The organism is Hominenteromicrobium mulieris (assembly GCF_046197855.1).
Lineage (GTDB): Bacteria > Bacillota > Clostridia > Oscillospirales > Acutalibacteraceae > Hominenteromicrobium > Hominenteromicrobium mulieris.
Genome location: NZ_CP173188.1, coordinates 2864661 through 2881140, shown reverse-complemented (window position 1 = coordinate 2881140; position 16480 = coordinate 2864661). Strand labels below are relative to the sequence as shown.

Below are 16480 nucleotides of genomic sequence, written 5' to 3'. Positions count from 1 at the left end.
TGTGCTGGTATAATGGGAAAGAGAAAAATCTCTTAGAGAAAAGTTCCTTTTGGGAGGAAAATAGTATGATCGATATGAAAAAAGCATTGCAGAGCATTGACGACGTGATCGAAAAGGGACCGTACAAAGACACGTGGGCGTCCCTTTCAAGCTGGCAGACGCCGAAGTGGTATCAAAAGGCGAAGTTCGGCATTTTCATCCACTGGGGCGTGTACAGCGTGCCGGCGTTTGACAGCGAATGGTACCCGCGCAACATGTACATAGAGGGCTCCAAGGTCTACGAGCACCATATCAAAACCTATGGTGCACACAAGGATTTCGGCTACAAGGATTTCATTCCGATGTTTAAGGCCGAGAAATTCGACCCGAACGCATGGGCTGCGCTTTTTAAAAAGGCGGGCGCAAAATACGTTGTACCGGTGGCGGAGCACCATGACGGTTTCCAGATGTACCGCTCAAATATTTCACATTGGAACGCCTATGAGATGGGACCGAAGCGCGATATAGTCGGCGAGCTGAAAGCGGCCGTGGAAGCGCAGGGCATGACGCTTGGGGTATCCTCGCACCGCATTGAGCACTGGTTCTTCATGAGCAACGGCAAAAAGTTTGAGAGCGATATGCCGCAAAACCCGGACCGCGACGACCTCTATTGGCCCTCCATGCCCGACCCGGAGAATTTCGATGCCATCGACGGCAAGCCCTCTGAAGAATTCATGGAAGACTGGCTTGTGCGCACGTGCGAACTCATCGACAATTATCACCCGAAAATTCTCTATTTTGACTGGTGGATTCAGCAGGAGGCGGCAAAGCCGTACCTCAAAAAAAGCGGCGGCGTACTATTATAATCGCGCTGCGGAATGGGGCGAGGAGGTTGCCATCGATTATAAATTCGACGCGTACATGTTCGGCACGGCGGTGCCGGATATTGAGCGCGGGCAAATGGCGGACATCAAGCCGTATTTCTGGCAGACCGATACCGCCATTGCGCTGAACTCCTGGTGCTACACGGAAAACAACGACTTCCGCCCGGCGGGGGACATCATCTGCGACCTTGTGGACATCGTCAGCAAAAACGGTGCGCTGCTTTTAAACGTAGGCCCGAAAGCGGACGGAACCATCTCCGGTGAGGACACCGCGGTGCTGACTGCCATCGGCGACTGGATGCAGGTGAACGGCGAAGCAATTTATGACACACACGTGTGGAGGACGTTCGGCGAAGGCCCCACAAAGGTGCAGGACGGCGGCTTTTCCGACGGCGTGAAAAAGAACTTTACGGGCGAGGATTTCCGCTTTACGGCAAAGGGAGATACGCTCTTTGCCATCGCGCTGAAGGCGAACGACAACGGCGAATACCACATTCACTCCCTGCGTATGCAGGAGCACACCGCCGGTACGGTGTACCACGGTTTAGTCGAGAGCGTTTCGGTGCTCGGCACAGACGATGCACCCGCGTGGACGCGCGACGAAAACGGGCTGCATATCAAGACGAACTACACGTCCGATAAGCCGATCACATTCAAGATTAAATTGAACTAAAATCACAAAACAAAAAGCAGAGTGTTCGGATTGAGCACTCTGCTTTCGTTATTTTATGCAGTTATTCGGAGATATACTCGCGTACGCGGAACTTGGCGCCGGCGTTTTCGCACAGCTTGCGGCAGGCTTCAATGTCCTCTGCGGGCATGGTGCTGACGACCGTCATCACCACATGCGGTACGTTTTTCACGGCTTCTGCCGTAAAATGCAGCATGGCATTAAACGCCTCGGGGCCGTATTTCGAGTGACATACCGCATCGTACTTTTCGGCGGTCGGCGCGTTTAAGCTGATGGACACAATGTCCAAAAGCCCGTGCATTTCCGGCGCGGCGTTGCGCCCGGTGATGCAATCTGCAAGGCCGTTCGTGTTGACGCGCAGGGTGTAATTGCCCATTTCTTTTAAGCGCGCGGCAAGCCAAAGCATGTCGTCCCAGCGGCAGGCAGGCTCGCCGTAGCCGCAGAAGACGATCTCTGCATATGAATTCAGGTCGCGTTTTTTAAGGTCGGCTAAGATTTCCTCTTTTGTCGGCTCCGCGCCCTCGTACCAGAGGTTATCCGCATACAGGCTGCCCGTGCTGTTGTTGCGCAGGCAGAAGTCGCACGCGTTCGGGCACTGGTTCGTGACGTTGATGTAGAGGTTATCGCCGTATTCATACGTGATGGTCAAGATGATCGCTCCTTTTATTTTGCGGCGCTCGGCAGCGTGATACCGAAAAGGCGGCAGGCGTTTTCGCAGGCGGTCTCCAAAACCTCCTGCGCCGTGATGCCGCGCACTTCGGCGATCTTCGCCGCGTCGTAGGGGATCATGGAGCTGTCGCAGCGCTTGCCGCGGAATGGCACGGGCGCCATGTAGGGCGCGTCCGTTTCGGTCAAAAGGCGGTCGAGCGGGATGGCCTTTGCCACCTCCACGCTGTGGCGCGCGTTTTTAAACGTCACAACACCGCCAAGGCCGATGTACATGCCGAGCTTTACGGTCTCCTGTGCTAATTCCGCACTGCCGGAAAAGCAGTGCACGACGCCCTTCGGCTTGTATTTCCGCAGAATGTCCATCATATCGCCGTGGGCCTCGCGGTCGTGGATGACAACGGGCAGGTCGTGTTTTTTCGCGAGCTCCAGCTGGGCGATAAGCACCTCTTTCTGCTTTTCGCGCGGGCACTCGTCCTCCCAGTGGTAGTCGAGGCCGATCTCGCCGACGGCGACGATCTTCGGGTGGGAAAGCAGCGCTTCCACGTCCGAAAGCCAGTTATCGGGCAGGTCGTTTGCGCACTCCGGGTGGATGCCGACTGCACCGTAGATATAATCGTATTTTTCACAGAGCGCCACGGTTTTTTTGAGGCTTTCATAATCGGCTGCCATATTGATGACCGCAACGACGCCCTTTTGCGGCAGTACGGAGCCGAGCAGCTCGTCACGGTCGATGTCGAACTGCTCGCTGTCGTAATGTGCGTGGGAATCAAATATCATAGAGATTTTCCTTAGCGAATTTTGGAGCCTGCCGGGGTGCCGTCCACAAATACGACGCGCACATCGTCCTCGCCTGCGTCTGCCGCAAGGATCATGCCCTGGCTTTCCACGCCGCAGAGCACGGCGGGCTTCAGGTTCGCGACGACAATGACGGTGTGACCGATGAGGTCTTCCGGCTTATACCACTTCGCGATGCCGGACGCGACTGTGCGGGGTGTGGAGGTGCCGTCGTCGAGCGTGAGCTTCAAGAGCTTCTTTGCACGCTTGATCGGCTCGCAGGCAACGACCTTTGCGGCGCGCAGCTCAACCTTTGCAAAGTCTTCAATATTGATCTGGGCAAGACCCTCAATTTCCTTCTTCGGATCTTCCTTCGGAGCGTACTTCGCTTCCACAGCGGCAATCTTCTCGTCCATCTCCTTCGGATCGATACGGGCGAAGAGAATCTCCGGCTTGTCTGTTACTTTACCCCCATTCGGGTAAACGCCGAACGTATCGAGCGTATCGTATGCGCGCAAGGTCGTGCCGAGCTGTGCGACGATCTTCTCTGCGGTGTCCGGCATAAACGGCGTGAGGAGCGCCGCGCCGATCGTGATGCTTTCCACAAGATTATAGAGAACGGTGGAAAGTCTGTCGGCTTTCGCTTCGTCCTTTGCAAGCGCCCACGGCATCGTTTCGTCAATGTACTTATTGCAGCGCTTGAAGAGCGTGAAGATTTCGGAAATGGCATCTGCCACGCGCAGCTGATCCATCTTCGTCTGCACGCTGTTCTTTGTGGCGAGCACAACGCTCTTTAAGTCGTTATCGACATCTTCTACGACGTTTTTGTTCTCTACAACGCCGCCGAAGTACTTGTTTGTCATGGAAATGGTGCGGTTTACAAGGTTGCCGAGCGTGTTTGCAAGGTCGGAGTTCGTGCGTTCGATCATCAGATCCCACGTGATGGTGCCGTCGGATTCAAACGGCATCTCGTGCAGGACGAAATAGCGCACCGCGTCTACGCCGAAGAGGTCTACAAGGTCTTCTGCGTAAATGACGTTGCCCTTCGATTTGCTCATTTTGCCGCCGTTCATCAGAAGCCACGGGTGACCGAACACCTGCTTCGGCAGCGGCAGGTCGAGCGCCATGAGGAAAATCGGCCAGTAGATGGTGTGGAAACGGATGATGTCTTTGCCGATGAGGTGCAGGTCTGCCGGCCAATCACGCTTGAACTGCTCGGTGGAGTTGCCGTCGCAGTCGTAGCCGATGCCGGTGATGTAGTTTGTGAGCGCGTCGAGCCAAACATACACGACGTGCTTGTCGTCAAAATCGACCGGAATGCCCCACTTGAAGGAGGTTCTGGAAACGCAGAGATCCTGCAGGCCGGGCAGGAGGAAGTTGTTCATCATTTCCGTTTTGCGCTGCGGCGGCTGAATGAACTCCGGGTGCTTATTGATGTAGTCGATGAGGCGGTCTGCATACTTGCTCATCTTGAAGAAGTACGCTTCTTCCTTTGCGGGCTTGACCTCGCCGCCGCAGTCCGGGCACTTGCCGTCGACAAGCTGGGACTCGGTGAAGAAGGACTCACACGGCGTGCAGTACATGCCCTCGTAGTGGCCCTTATAAATATCGCCCTGCTCGTAGAGCTTTTTAAAGATCTTTTGTACCTGCTTTTCGTGGTAATCGTCCGTGGTGCGGATGAATTTATCGTAGGAAGTGTTCATCACGTCCCAGTTCGCCTTGACAATCTTCGCGACGTTGTCGACATATTCCTTCGGGGTGATGCCGGCGGCATTGGCCTTTTCTTCAATCTTCTGGCCGTGCTCGTCCGTGCCGGTCTGGAAGTAGACATCGTAGCCCTCCATGCGCTTATAGCGCGCAATGCTGTCGGCGAGCACGATCTCATACGTGTTGCCGATGTGCGGGCGGCTGGAGGTGTAGGCGATAGCCGTCGAAATATAATACTTCGGTTTACTCATGGGTGGATCATTCCTTTACAATGTATTTTCAAGGGGTTAATTTTTTCTACGGTTGAATGTATTCAACTGAATAGTACGGCGGAAAATGCCGAGAGGATCATCAGCCCGGCCAAAATCGCCGCGCCGATGCGAACGATGAGCTTGCGTTGCTTTTCGGTTTTCATAGAAAGCTCCTTTCGCGGGTGCAGGGCATGCCTGTACGTGTACCCCTTTATTTTACCATTCTTTTTTTCACCTGTAAACCGCTAATTGACTTTATTTTCCGCCGCGGTTACAATAAAAGCGGAAATACTTTTGAAATGAGGGAAAAATCCGATGCAGTTTTTAAATACAGAAGAAAAACCGCGCCGCGCGGTGGTCATCAACGATCTTTCCGGTGCGGGAAAATGCTCGCTTACGGTGATGCTGCCGGTGCTGTCCGCCTTGGGGTGCGAGACATCCGTGCTGCCGACGGCGGTGCTTTCCACACACGGAGGCTTTAAAGATCCCGTGTATCGCGATTTGACGGACGATATGCTGAAAACGGCACAGCACTGGAAGCGCGAGGGGGCCGAGTTTGAGGGCATCTGCTCCGGGTACCTCAGCAGCCGCGAGCAGATTGACACTGTGCGGGAAATCTTCGAGCTGTTTACGGACGAACACAGCCGTCCGCTGCGCCTTGTAGACCCCGTGATGGGCGACAACGGCACGCTGTACGGCATTTTTAATAAAGAAACGGCGCAGAGCATGACGAGGCTTTGCGAAAAAGCGGACATTTTAACGCCGAACATGACAGAGGCGTATTGCCTTTTGCACGAGCCGTTTAAGGACGGGCCGTATGACGAAAAGGAGCTTAAAAGAGTAATGAAAGCCCTTTCCGACTTTGGGCCGAAGACCGTCATTCTGACGGGTGCGTATACGGACGGGGAGAAAATCGGCGCGGCGTGCTACGATAGGGAAAAAGACGAGACGGCGCTGGTGCTTTCCGACCGCGTGCCGGGTAAATACCACGGCACGGGGGATATTTTCGCGGCCGTGATGCTGGGGGCGATGTTAAACGGCAAAACGGTAAAGGAGGCCTGTGCCGCCGCCGTGCGGTACACCGCAAAGTGCATAGAAGAAACGAGAAAAGCGTGCGGTGACAACACCATTTGGGGCGTGAAATTCGAAAAATGTCTGCCGTTTTTGATGCACGATGTGCTCACGGAGAACGATAAATAAAGTCTTTTGTCAAGTTTTCTTCAGAAAACTTGCGGGTTCTTAGGGCAGCGCCCTAAGTCGCTTTCCGCAGAAAGCGAAATTTTATTGCCTAACAAAAGACCAGGAATGGTAGAAAGCAATGCTTTGCATTGCTTGAACAGTCCGGGGGACTGTTTAGCCATAGGAAACCCAGTTGCATAGGTTCCCTGAAAGGGCGGCTCCATGCCGCCCTTTTTATATAGCTGTGAGCATGCGTTGATGCGCGTTATCTCTTCCTTTTCCTCAATCAGAGGGAGCCTGAAATTGAATAAAAACCGCCGGACATCGCCGGACATCAGAGGACATTGTAGGACATTGCAGGACATCGGAGGACATGAATTTGAAAAGTTTCCCTTTTGAGGGAAACTTTTCTGCGTTTTGGGGGTATGGGTGAAGAGACAAACAGGCGGGCGAAAAAACGAACGCCGTTTGGCGCTTCAAAACTTTCAGAGAGGATGTGGAACATGGTGAACGAAACGGCGAAGGAGGGCTTTCGCAGATTGGCGTTCGGCGGCATTCATGATGCCGTAAGGCTGCTCTTTTGCGAGGACGTGAACCCGCGCACGCTGAAAAACATGGATCTGTTCGCCGTCTCCGAAATTCGCAGACCGAAAAACGGCGGCATGGAAATTCGGTTTTTCGACCGGATCGAAGCGCTGCGGCTCCTCAGTGAGCTCGAGACGAGCGGGACGGGTGCACAGGCGCTGCTCTCCGCCATTGAAAGCGGTGCGGCGGCGCTGAAAGACGGGGATAAGCCGTGACGCCGTTTTCCGAAAAGCAGATGCAGGTCTTATGCTGGTGGGGCGAAAAAAGCCCGCACCGGGATAAGCTTGCCGTCATCTGCGACGGCGCGGTGCGCAGCGGCAAAACCACCTGTATGGGGATATCCTTTTTTCTGTGGGCGATGGCACGCTTTCAAAATACGAGCTTTGCGGTGTGCGGCAAAACGATCCGTTCTGTGCGGAGAAATGTGGTCGCGGAGCTTATACCAAAGCTAAAATCTATGGGCTTTTCCATGCGTGTGCGGCAGGCAGAGAACGAGATTATCCTATCGTATCAGGGCAGAGAAAACCGCTTTTACCTTTTCGGCGGACGAGATGAATCGAGCGCGGCGCTCATTCAGGGCATGACGCTCGGCGGCGTTTTGTTTGACGAGGTGGCGCTGATGCCGCGCTCTTTTGTGGAGCAGGGCATTGCGCGCTGCTCGCTAAAAAACGCGAAGCTGTGGTTCAACTGCAACCCGGAGCACCCGCAGCACTGGTTTTACCGCGAGTGGATACAAAAAGCCGAGAGCCGAAACGCGCTGTATTTACACTTTACGATGGAGGATAATCCGTCGCTGAGTGAAGACGTGCGCAAGCGCTACCGAACGATGTTTTCCGGCGCGTTTTACAGCCGGTTCATCGAGGGCAAGTGGACGGCGGCGACAGGACTGATTTACCCGTTTGCGCTTGACCTCCTGTGCGAAGTGCCGAAAGCGGATTTTGAGCGGTACGCGGTGTCCATCGATTACGGCACGGTAAACCCGACCTCCATGGGCCTTTGGGGGCTTTTGTGCGGCGTGTGGTACCGCGCAGACGAGTATTACTTTGACGCGCGGCTTGAAAACACGCGGCGCACGGACGAGGAGCACTTTAAGGGCTTTTTGGAGCTCATTTGCGGCAGAACGCCCAATGTCATCGTATGCGACCCCTCGGCGGCGAGCTTTATCACACTTTTGCAGAGCCGTGGTTTTGCAGTGACGGCGGCGAAAAACGACGTTTTAAACGGCATCCGCATGACGGCAACGGCGCTGCGCACGGGGCAGATCAAGGTGACAACGGGCTGCGTGGACGCGGTGCGGGAGTTTTCCCTCTACCGCTGGGCAGACGACGGCGCGCGGGATGTGCCTGTGAAGGAGAATGACCATGCCATGGACGACATCCGCTATTTTGTCTCCACGGTGCTCGGCGCGGGCGAAAGCTTTGCCTGCGCGGTGCAAAGGAAGACGGGGAAAGGAGTTAGCATTTGGGATTTTTGAAAAAGGAGAAGCGCACGGCCGTTTCGGTGCAGACGCAGGGCGGGTACCCGCCGGTACTGCCGGTGACGGCAGGCGAACGTGCACTGTACCGTGCCTTGCGCGAGCAGGTGCCGATCATCGACGCGGCAATCTACAAGCTGGTGCGTCTTATCGGCGGGTTTGAGGTGTATTGCCCCGAAAAGCACACGGAAAACGCGCTGCGCGGGTTTTTAAAAACCGTGCCCGTAAACGGCTGCAACATGGGCATCGATAACTTTTTATCGGTCTATTTTGAGCAGCTTTTAACGTATGGCAATGCAATTGGGGAGATCGTACTCGCAAACGGGGAAATTCGGGCGCTGTATAATGCGTCGCTCGAAGACCTCGAGATTCGGCTCATCTCGCCGCTTGAAACGGGTGTGTTCGTCGTAAGGGACGGGCGTGCGGAGCCGTGCCGCTACCCGGAGCTCATTTTGACTTCGGCGTTAAACCCGATGCCGGGCAGCGCGGTGGGAAGCTCCATTTTAAAGGGCCTGCCGTTTGTGAGCGAGGTGCTTTTGAAAATTTACCGCACCGTTGGCATCAACTGGGAGCGTATGGGCAATGTGCGCTTTGCGGTGACGTGCAAAAACGAGGGCTACATGAACGCGGGTGACCGCGCGGGGCAGCTTGCAAAGGAGTGGAGCCGTGCGATGCACGGCCCCGGCGTGAGTGACTTTGTGGCGGTGGGCGACGTGCAAATTAAAGCCATCGGCGCGGACGGGCAGCAGATGGACAGCGAAGTGCCCGTGCGGCAGATGCTGGAGCAGATTGTGGCGAAAATGGGCATTCCGCCGTTTTTGCTGGGGCTTTCGTGGTCTTCGACGGAGCGCATGTCGAGCCAGCAGGCGGACATGCTGACGAGCGAGCTGACGGCGTACCGCAGAATTTTGGAGCCGGCGGTTTTGAAGATCTGCAAAACGTGGCTGCGGCTAAATGGTCTTGACGACACGGTGGAAATCGATTGGAACGAGATCACGATGCAGGACGAAGTCGATCACGCGAACGCGGCGTATCTCATGGCGAAGACGGAGCAGCTTTTAAAGGAGGGGGAAGCTTGAGCGAAACGGTAACGGCGGTACAGCCGGATAAAGCGGCGATGGAGAAGATCAACCTTTACACGCGCCGCGCCTATAAGCCGGAGGAGGTGTACACGTTTTCGGTCGTTTTGTGCGACAACGAGGTGGATAGAGACGGTGAGTGCTTTACGAAAGAGACACTCGAGGAGCTTGCGAAGCTGTTTGTTGGCAAGACGGGCATTTTAGACCACGAGCCGACGAGCAAAAATCAGACGGCGCGCGTGTTTGACGCTGCGGTGAAGGAAATTCCCGGAAAGGTAACATCTTTAAACGAGCCGTATGCGCAGCTCACTGCACAGGCGTATGTGCCGCGAAACGACGGGACGAAGGCGTTTATTGAATCCATTGAAAGCGGCATACGCAAGGAAGTCAGCGTGGGATGCGCAGTGAAAAAGCGCGTGTGCTCCGTGTGCGGCGCGGAAAGCTGTGTGCACGTGCCGGGGAAGACGTACAACGGCAAGCGCTGTGTGCGTATTTTAAGCGGCGCGGCGGACGCGTATGAATTCTCATTCGTGGCAGTGCCTGCACAGCGCGCGGCAGGCGTGGTGAAGAAATTTTCGCCGCGCTTTGAAGAATCGGAGAAGAAAAAGGAGGTCAAAACGGTGTACGACATTGTAAAAAAGCTCGCGGACGGCGAAGACAGCGTGACGGTGGCAAAGGAGGAGCTCAACATGCTCAAAACGGAGCTGAAAGCGCTTTTCGACCGCGCGGAGTGCGGCGACCGCTACCGTGCGGCGCTGTGCGAACGCATCTATAAGCTGAGCGCCGTGGCGCAGCCGGAGTTTAAACGCGGACTGACGGAGGCGATCACAAAGTCGCTCGGTATTGCAGAACTGGAAGAAATGGCGGCGGCGCTCGCAAAGGTGGCGGAGCGCAAAATGCCTGTGATGCCGCAGCTGGCAGCGGAAAAGACGGAAGACACGAACGCGGCAGACGACGGCGCGTTCCGCATTTAAGAAAGGAGACTATACAATGGCATTTGAAAACATTACACTCGAAAAAGGCATGTACGGCGTGCCGGGCAAGAATTTTACACAGGTTTTGGAGGAGCTGGACGGCTCCCAGAACTACGCGGGCACACCGTTTGCGGGGCTTGACGCATACCAGAGACAGCTTAAACGCTTCGGCATCCGTGTGAGCGGTGCGAACTGCGACACCGTGGAGAAGTTTTTTACCTCCTCCCAGAGCGCGGCACTGTTCCCGGAATACGTCGCCCGCGCAGTGCGCCAGGGCATGGAGATGGCGTCTTCCCTGCCGGACATCGCGGCGACCGTGACGAAGATCGACACGCTCGATTATCGCACCGTGCAGACGGCGACGGCTTCTGACCAGAAGATCGAAGACCCCGTAGCGGAGGGCGCGGCCATTCCGGAGACGGTCATCAAGACGGCGGGCTCGCTTGTGACGCTGCATAAGCGCGGCAGACTGATTGTCAGTTCCTACGAAGCGCTGCGCCACCACAGACTGGACCTCTTTACGGTCATTCTGCGCCAGATCGGTGCGTACATTGCGCGCAGACAGATGAAGGACGCAGTGGACGTGCTCTTAAACGGCGACGGCACGAATACGGGCATCACCGTGACGGCGCTTACCGCTGCGCCGACCTACAACGACCTTGTGACGCTGTGGGGCAAGCTTTCCGACTATAACTTCAATACGATCCTGGCCGGAACGACTGCTTTGCAGGCGCTCCTTAAGATCACGGAGTTTAAGGACGCGCAGGCGAGCCTCAACATTAAGGGTGCGGGCAAGCTCATCACGCCGCTTGGCGCGACGCTCATCCATGTGCCGTCCATGGACGCGAAGAAGATCATTGCGCTCGACAAGAACTGTGCGCTTGAGATGGTGCAGGTGGGCGATGTGCTGACCGACTACGACAAGCTTATCGACCGCCAGATGGAGCGCGCGGCCGTGAGCGCCGTGGCGGGCTTTGCACAGATCTACGGCGGCGCCGCACAGGGCCTTAGCTACTGATTTTATTCGATTCTGGCAAGCCGTACCGCTTTGGTACGGCTTTGCCGAATAAAAAAAGGAGGGGCAAATGGAGATACGAAACGTGCTGGAACGGCTGAAGCTTTTGACAAATGACGACCGCGAAGACCTGCTTTTGATGCTGAGCGGCGATGCGGTGCAGCGGCTGAAAGCGCGCCTTTGCTGCACTGTGGAGGAAGAAAACGCGCATGAGGAGGCGCTGTGCGCAGCGGCTGCGGCGCAGGCGGCGTATCAGTTTTGGCTTTTGGAGGAAGCGGCATCGCCGAAAAGCCTGACGGCGGGCGAGGTGCGCGCGGAATTTGACAAAGGCAGCGAAAGGGCGCTCGCCTATGCAAAGCAGTGCGAGCGGGCGGTGTCCGGGCTTTTGCGTGACGAGGATTTTTACTTCGGCGTGATGGAGGACACAGTGTGAGAAATGTATTTTTGAGGGCGCAGCAGATGACGGCGGAGATAAGCGGCGAGAAGGTCGTTTGCCGCGGCGTTGTGCATCGCCTGAAGGAAGACAAAACGGCCTTGCAGGCGGAAACGGAGACGTTCGGCGGGGCGATGAAGCCGCTGTATGTCTACTTCGGCGACGGCAAAGTGCTTTGCGGCGCGGAGAACGCGAGGCTGACTGTGGGCGGCGAGACGTTCCGCGTTTTATATGCCGAGGAAAAAAGCGGGCTTTGCGGGGCGCATTACGTGCGCGCGGTGCTGGAAAAGGAGGAAAAAGATGACGGGAACGGAGCTTAGTGCGGCGCTTGCGGAAAAGCTGAAAGTGCTTTTGCCGGACTGCGCGGTGCGCCCGGCGTTTACGGGCACGCTGCAAAGGCTTCCGCAGCGTGCCGCGGTGACGGTGGGCGTGATGCAGGAGGAAAACGCGGACGGTGTGTTTGAAACGGTGCTCGGCGTGCAGCTGTATGCGCGCGAAAGGGACGACCACGCGCGGCTGTTTGACGCGGTGTGTGCGGCGGTATCGTCTTTGCCGTGTGCGCTGCGCAGTGTGAAGCGGAGCGAGACGACGTACTCGGCGGCGCTCAGTTGCCTTGTGACGCTTTGCACGGTGCAGGCGGCGACGGGTGCGGCGGATAACGCACGCGCGGCGGTGGTAATCGGCGACAAAGTATTTACGGCGGACGCGGTGAAAATTTCGCACGAAGCGAAGGTCAAGCGCTATTACGCCATCGGCGAGGAAAATCCGTATGCGGCGGTGGCGGGCAAAGCGGTGTACACGATTGTGCTGCACGGGTTTTCGGGCGGCGAGGAGGCGCTCCCCGGCGAATTCACACTGCAAACGGGCGGCGCGCGGTACACACACTGCGTTTTGAAAGCGGCGAGCGAAAATAAGCTTGTGATAGAAGCGGGTGCGTGTGAAAAAATCACACGGCGAACACAAAGCGGAACGGAGGCATAAGGTGGAAGAAGAAAACAAAAACGCACAGGCGCTCTCCGAAATTTTGGAGCGCGAGGAGCGGCGATATCCCGCGCTGCTTCGTGCGGACAGGAGGTTTGCATGAACCTGATGACGATGCAGTTTGGCAGCTTTGTGTTTCCGGTGAACCCGACGGAATTAAAACTCGAGCGGGCGTGCCTGCTGCGTGAGACGGTGGGTGTTGACGGCGAAGAACGCGTGGAGACGGTCGGCAGGCGCAAGGCGCGCGTAGCGGGCAAGGGGTACTTCACCGGGGAGAATGCGATGGCGGTTTACCGCGAGTTAGAGGCGCTTTTCGGTGAAACAGAGACGCTGTACTTGCCGGGGCACAGGCCGTTTGAGGCGGTTTTGAGCGAGCTTGCGCTCATCGGCGTGCCGGAGAAAAACACGGTGCCGTACACGTTCGCCTTTGTGGAGACGGCGGGGAAAAGCGAAGCGGTCTCGGGCCGCACGTATCGTGCGAAGGCGGGCGAGAGCCTGTGGGACTACGCGTACTTTACGGGCGTTTCGATTGACCGCTTGGCGGAAAACAACCGGCATATCGCGTGTATTGCGGCGCTGAAAGACGGCGAGGAGGTGCATGTTCCGTGACGGATTTTTCGCTTGAGTTTGTGTTTGCGAGCGGTGAAAAACATTCGCTGAAAGCGGAGCCGAGCGAATGGCTTTTAAGAAGCGACGCGGATACGGTGGCAGACAGCCTGACAGTGCGGTTTAGTGCGGGGAAGCGGCTTTTTACGGAAGAGCCCGTAGGGGCGGTGCTTAAAAAGGACGGCGCGGTGATTTTTGACGGCATCGTGGACGAACACCGCGTGAAATGCCGGAACGGCGCGCGCACGGAGGTCTTCTCCCTGCGCAGCCGCGCGGCGCTTTTGCTCGACAACGAGGCGGCACCGATGGAGCTCAGAATGCCCTCGCTGCGGCTTTTGGAGCGGATGTATCTGACGCCGCTGGGGCTGCACGCCGTGGGCGGCGACAGGCGGCCGGTGGAGGGCGTTTTGACCGTAGAAAAGGGCGTGAGCTGTTTTGAAGCGCTGCAAACGTTCTCTGAGAGATATCTAAACTGTACGCCGTATGCGGACAAAAGCGGCGGCGTGCACTTTGAAAGCTACGTGCCGGAAACGGTGCAGCCCGACCGGGTGACGGCGCGGGAGGTGATTTTTTGCCCGTACAAAATACTGAGCGGCGTTACGGTGCAGAATGCGCAGACGGGCGCATACAGCGCGGAATATCACGACCCTTCGGCCCCGCAGGTGCGCGTGCGGTATCTTTCCGCCTATGCGAAAACAGCACCGACGACGCTTTTAAATGAAAGCCGCAGGGCGGCAAAGCGACTAAAGCTGACGTGTGCTTCTTATATAGACGGGAACATGGGGGACACGATGCGGACGAAGGAGCTTGGCGAGGTGCGGCTCATCTCCAAAAACGTTTTACTGCGCGGGAAAGACGTGAAGACCGAGCTGCATTTTGAACCGGTTTAAAGGAGGCATGAACATGTGGCTGACGAAAAAGGAGACGGCGGAAAAGGCCGAAAGCGTGAAAACGGGCGTTGTGACGACGGGCGGCGGGGAGATTTCCGTCTGCACAGAGCTGGAGCGCCGTGCACCGACTGTAACGGTGCCGTACGGCATGGCGGTGAGCGTGCCGCAGGATACGGAGGCTGTGATGACCGGCGGTGTGTGCCTTGGCGTTGTGAACGACGCGGGGGCGCTTTTGCCCGGCGAGGTGCGGCTGTTTTCCGCGGGCGGTGCGGAGATCGTATTGAAGCTCGACGGCACGGTTGTCATCAATGGGCAGGTGTTTGAGAAAAAGGAGGAATAGCGTGGAGGTCGTGATTTTAAACGGCATAACGCAGACGGCGGCGACAGGGCTGCCGAAGACGGCCGAGGGGCTTAACGCGCTTATGCAGTGCGCGTATAACCGCATTTGCCTAAAACGCGGCGCGTTTTGCTATGATCGCGTGCTCGGCAGCCGGTTTTATATGCTGGATGCAGCGGACGAGCACGCCGAGGAGCGGGCGCTGCGGTATGCGCAGGCGGCGCTGTTGCCCTTAGCCGGTGTTGAGGCGGTCTCCGTGTGGCGTGAGGGGGAGCGGTTTATCTTCGGACTCCAGACGATGCTCGGCACGGGGGAGATTGCGGTGAAAGGGGCGAAAATGTGAAATTTGAGGAAATTTATGCGCACATGGCGGCGGAATACAAAACGCTGGCGGGCGTGGAACCCGAGGACGCGGCGGACGTTTCGATCCGTCTGAAGGTACTGGCGGGCGAGCTGTATACGGTGCTGTGCGCGGCGGAATCGCTGAAGCTGAATTGCTTTCCGCAGACGGCGGCGGGCGAGGCGCTTGACCTGCACGCCGAAGAGCGCGGGCTTGTGCGCAAGGACGCGGTGAAATCTGTGGGCACGCTGACGTTTTCGCGCCGAACAGCGCTGAGCTACGCGGCGGAGATCCCCACGGGCACGGTATGTGCGGCAAGCGGCGAAAACGCGGTGGAATATGAGACGATGGAGGCGGCTGTGCTGCCCGCAGGCGCACTGACGGTGACAGCGGCGGCGCAGGCGGTTTTGGGCGGCAGGCGCGGCAACGCGGCAAAGGGTGCGGTGAACACGCTCATCACGCCGCCAGCGGGCATTGAAAGCGTGACGAACGATGTGCCGTTTACGGGCGGCGCGGATAAAGAGGACGACGAAGCGCTGCGCACGCGCCTTTTGCGGTGCTTTTACGCACTGCCGAACGGCTCGAACACGGAGACGTACCGCCGTGCGGCGCTGATGACACCGGGCGTGAAAAGCGTTCAGGTGGTGCCGCGCGCAAACGGTGTGAACACGGTGGCAGTGTACCTGTACGGCGACAACGGCGCGGTGACGGACGAGGTGCTCGGAAAAGTCGGAGAGACGCTCGAAAAGCTCAAGGAGATCAGTGTGGACGTGACGGTGGATGCAGCGGTGGCTGTGAAAAAGCCGGTGACAGTTTACGTGAAGCCGAAGGACGGGTGCGCGTTTGAAGATGCGAAAGCATCGTGCACGGCGGCAATCACGGCGTACCTGAATGCGTTTGAGGTGGGCGAGCCGTTTGTGACGGCGGGGCTAATCCATGCGGTGATGGAGACGGGCGTAGCACAAAACTGCACGGTGCCGGCGAGCGTGGCGGACTTTACGCCGAACGCCGGGGAGATCGTCACGGCGGGCGCTGTAAATGTGTTGGAGACGCAGTAAGGAGGGCAAATGACGGAACTGGAAACCCGCATGCGCGCGATGCTCGAAAAAACGGGGTTGTATTTTGGAGAAGACAAGTGGCTTTCGGCAGAGCTTGCGGCGTATGCAAAGGGGCTTGAACTCGTGTATGATACGCTTTCTCATGTGCGGTGCGACGCGTTTGTGCAGACGGCGGAGGAGGACGGGCTGAAAGCGTTTGAATCGCTGTTCCGCGTGGTGCCATCCGTGGACAGCACGAAAAACCGGCGCGCGATGCTGCTGACCCGCGGCGCGGTGACCCCCGCAGACCACACGGTGGAAGCGATGCAAAAGCAGCTTTTGGCGGCAGGCATCAACGGGAAGCTCGTCCCGCAAAAGGGCGGCGTGCTGAACATAAATGTGCTCTCTACCATGGGCATTTCCGAAGCGGCGGCGGAAAGCGAAGCGCGCGCGTTTTTGCCTGCGCACCTCAGTTTGGTGTTCGATTTCGGCAAAAACACGTGGGACGCACAGGACGCGGCGGGGAGCTCGTGGAATGTGCTCGACCTTCGAAACAAGACTTGGAACGCGCTCGACGTTTTATGAGCGGAAAGGA

The 16480-nt window shown here is 57.2% G+C and carries 21 protein-coding genes; 17 read left to right on the top strand and 4 right to left on the bottom strand.

Features of this window, described 5'->3' with window-relative positions; genetic code table 11:
* Positions 1-65 precede the first annotated feature (65 nt).
* Entirely contained in the window at positions 66-845 is a 780-nt protein-coding gene (locus ACI0CA_RS14250) for an alpha-L-fucosidase (RefSeq protein WP_308448549.1), read from the top strand.
* Positions 778-1536, top strand: coding sequence for an alpha-L-fucosidase (locus ACI0CA_RS14245; RefSeq protein WP_308448550.1), 759 nt, complete (start codon positions 778-780; stop codon positions 1534-1536). The genes ACI0CA_RS14250 and ACI0CA_RS14245 overlap by 68 nt, the downstream gene beginning before the upstream one ends.
* A 61-nt stretch (positions 1537-1597) precedes the next feature.
* Here the strand turns inward: ACI0CA_RS14245 and ACI0CA_RS14240 are convergent, their stop codons facing one another.
* The 3 genes from ACI0CA_RS14240 to metG are packed head-to-tail and all read right to left on the bottom strand — an operon-like array spanning position 1598 to position 4955.
* Positions 1598-2203: a TatD family nuclease-associated radical SAM protein gene (locus tag ACI0CA_RS14240; RefSeq protein ID WP_446806685.1), complete on the bottom strand. Its 606-nt coding sequence runs from the start codon at positions 2201-2203 to the stop codon at positions 1598-1600.
* 14 nt (positions 2204-2217) lie between these two features.
* On the bottom strand, positions 2218-3000 hold the full coding sequence (locus tag ACI0CA_RS14235; protein WP_412264228.1) for a TatD family hydrolase: 783 nt from the start codon (positions 2998-3000) through the stop codon (positions 2218-2220).
* Between the two features lie 11 nt (positions 3001-3011).
* Complete coding sequence (gene metG, locus ACI0CA_RS14230) at positions 3012-4955, bottom strand: methionine--tRNA ligase (protein WP_446806686.1); 1944 nt, start codon at positions 4953-4955, stop codon at positions 3012-3014.
* A 315-nt stretch (positions 4956-5270) separates the two neighbouring features.
* Here metG and ACI0CA_RS14225 point away from each other — a divergent pair, with 315 nt between their 5' ends.
* On the top strand, positions 5271-6155 hold the full coding sequence (locus ACI0CA_RS14225; RefSeq protein ID WP_446806687.1) for a pyridoxamine kinase: 885 nt from the start codon (positions 5271-5273) through the stop codon (positions 6153-6155).
* Between the two features lie 20 nt (positions 6156-6175).
* Here the strand turns inward: ACI0CA_RS14225 and ACI0CA_RS14220 are convergent, their stop codons facing one another.
* Entirely contained in the window at positions 6176-6469 is a 294-nt protein-coding gene (locus ACI0CA_RS14220; protein WP_446806688.1) for a hypothetical protein, read from the bottom strand.
* Positions 6470-6637: 168 nt separating this feature from the next.
* Here ACI0CA_RS14220 and ACI0CA_RS14215 point away from each other — a divergent pair, with 168 nt between their 5' ends.
* The 14 genes from ACI0CA_RS14215 to ACI0CA_RS14150 all read left to right on the top strand — a co-directional run bounded on the left by ACI0CA_RS14215 (position 6638) and on the right by ACI0CA_RS14150 (position 16470).
* Complete coding sequence (locus ACI0CA_RS14215; protein WP_176819672.1) at positions 6638-6934, top strand: hypothetical protein; 297 nt, start codon at positions 6638-6640, stop codon at positions 6932-6934.
* 20 nt (positions 6935-6954) lie between these two features.
* The gene (locus ACI0CA_RS14210) at positions 6955-8193 is read left to right on the top strand and encodes a PBSX family phage terminase large subunit (RefSeq protein WP_446806949.1); all 1239 of its coding nucleotides are present in this window, start codon (positions 6955-6957) and stop codon (positions 8191-8193) included.
* Entirely contained in the window at positions 8181-9272 is a 1092-nt protein-coding gene (locus tag ACI0CA_RS14205) for a serine/threonine protein phosphatase (protein WP_446806689.1), read from the top strand. The genes ACI0CA_RS14210 and ACI0CA_RS14205 overlap by 13 nt, the downstream gene beginning before the upstream one ends.
* Positions 9269-10246: a hypothetical protein gene (locus ACI0CA_RS14200; RefSeq protein ID WP_446806690.1), complete on the top strand. Its 978-nt coding sequence runs from the start codon at positions 9269-9271 to the stop codon at positions 10244-10246. Before ACI0CA_RS14205 ends, ACI0CA_RS14200 begins: the two co-directional genes overlap by 4 nt.
* Before the next feature lie 16 nt (positions 10247-10262).
* Positions 10263-11264 carry a phage major capsid protein gene (locus ACI0CA_RS14195; protein ID WP_308448559.1) on the top strand — a complete coding sequence of 334 codons (1002 nt, stop codon included), beginning with the start codon at positions 10263-10265 and terminating at the stop codon, positions 11262-11264.
* A 67-nt stretch (positions 11265-11331) separates the two neighbouring features.
* On the top strand, positions 11332-11694 hold the full coding sequence (locus ACI0CA_RS14190; protein ID WP_308448560.1) for a hypothetical protein: 363 nt from the start codon (positions 11332-11334) through the stop codon (positions 11692-11694).
* Positions 11691-12014, top strand: a complete 324-nt coding sequence (locus ACI0CA_RS14185) for a hypothetical protein (RefSeq protein WP_308448561.1) — start codon at positions 11691-11693, stop codon at positions 12012-12014. The genes ACI0CA_RS14190 and ACI0CA_RS14185 overlap by 4 nt, the downstream gene beginning before the upstream one ends.
* Positions 11995-12675: a hypothetical protein gene (locus tag ACI0CA_RS14180; protein ID WP_308448562.1), complete on the top strand. Its 681-nt coding sequence runs from the start codon at positions 11995-11997 to the stop codon at positions 12673-12675. The genes ACI0CA_RS14185 and ACI0CA_RS14180 overlap by 20 nt, the downstream gene beginning before the upstream one ends.
* Positions 12676-12774: 99 nt before the next feature.
* Complete coding sequence (locus ACI0CA_RS14175; RefSeq protein WP_446806691.1) at positions 12775-13284, top strand: hypothetical protein; 510 nt, start codon at positions 12775-12777, stop codon at positions 13282-13284.
* On the top strand, positions 13281-14171 hold the full coding sequence (locus ACI0CA_RS14170; RefSeq protein ID WP_446806692.1) for a hypothetical protein: 891 nt from the start codon (positions 13281-13283) through the stop codon (positions 14169-14171). The genes ACI0CA_RS14175 and ACI0CA_RS14170 overlap by 4 nt, the downstream gene beginning before the upstream one ends.
* A gap of 13 nt (positions 14172-14184) precedes the next feature.
* The gene (locus tag ACI0CA_RS14165) at positions 14185-14511 is read left to right on the top strand and encodes a hypothetical protein (protein ID WP_446806693.1); all 327 of its coding nucleotides are present in this window, start codon (positions 14185-14187) and stop codon (positions 14509-14511) included.
* Position 14512: 1 nt separating this feature from the next.
* A complete protein-coding gene (locus ACI0CA_RS14160; RefSeq protein WP_446806694.1) occupies positions 14513-14851 on the top strand; it encodes a hypothetical protein in 339 nt (112 codons plus the stop codon).
* On the top strand, positions 14848-15906 hold the full coding sequence (locus ACI0CA_RS14155; protein WP_446806695.1) for a baseplate J/gp47 family protein: 1059 nt from the start codon (positions 14848-14850) through the stop codon (positions 15904-15906). Before ACI0CA_RS14160 ends, ACI0CA_RS14155 begins: the two co-directional genes overlap by 4 nt.
* 9 nt (positions 15907-15915) lie before the next feature.
* Positions 15916-16470, top strand: coding sequence for a hypothetical protein (locus ACI0CA_RS14150; RefSeq protein WP_446806696.1), 555 nt, complete (start codon positions 15916-15918; stop codon positions 16468-16470).
* Positions 16471-16480: the final 10 nt, after the last annotated feature.

Bases quoted from the DNA above. Each gene is read 5' to 3' on its own strand.
- ACI0CA_RS14210 (WP_446806949.1), top strand. From the start codon at position 6,955: ATGCAGGTCTTATGCTGGTGGGGCGAAAAAAGCCCGCACCGGGATAAG.
- ACI0CA_RS14220 (WP_446806688.1), bottom strand. From the start codon at position 6,469: ATGTCCGGCGATGTCCGGCGGTTTTTATTCAATTTCAGGCTCCCTCTG.
- ACI0CA_RS14190 (WP_308448560.1), top strand. From the start codon at position 11,332: ATGGAGATACGAAACGTGCTGGAACGGCTGAAGCTTTTGACAAATGAC.
- ACI0CA_RS14225 (WP_446806687.1), top strand. From the start codon at position 5,271: ATGCAGTTTTTAAATACAGAAGAAAAACCGCGCCGCGCGGTGGTCATC.
- ACI0CA_RS14175 (WP_446806691.1), top strand. From the start codon at position 12,775: ATGAACCTGATGACGATGCAGTTTGGCAGCTTTGTGTTTCCGGTGAAC.
- ACI0CA_RS14150 (WP_446806696.1), top strand. From the start codon at position 15,916: ATGACGGAACTGGAAACCCGCATGCGCGCGATGCTCGAAAAAACGGGG.
- ACI0CA_RS14250 (WP_308448549.1), top strand. From the start codon at position 66: ATGATCGATATGAAAAAAGCATTGCAGAGCATTGACGACGTGATCGAA.
- ACI0CA_RS14195 (WP_308448559.1), top strand. From the start codon at position 10,263: ATGGCATTTGAAAACATTACACTCGAAAAAGGCATGTACGGCGTGCCG.
- metG (WP_446806686.1), bottom strand. From the start codon at position 4,955: ATGAGTAAACCGAAGTATTATATTTCGACGGCTATCGCCTACACCTCC.
- ACI0CA_RS14235 (WP_412264228.1), bottom strand. From the start codon at position 3,000: ATGATATTTGATTCCCACGCACATTACGACAGCGAGCAGTTCGACATC.
- ACI0CA_RS14165 (WP_446806693.1), top strand. From the start codon at position 14,185: ATGTGGCTGACGAAAAAGGAGACGGCGGAAAAGGCCGAAAGCGTGAAA.
- ACI0CA_RS14180 (WP_308448562.1), top strand. From the start codon at position 11,995: ATGACGGGAACGGAGCTTAGTGCGGCGCTTGCGGAAAAGCTGAAAGTG.
- ACI0CA_RS14215 (WP_176819672.1), top strand. From the start codon at position 6,638: ATGGTGAACGAAACGGCGAAGGAGGGCTTTCGCAGATTGGCGTTCGGC.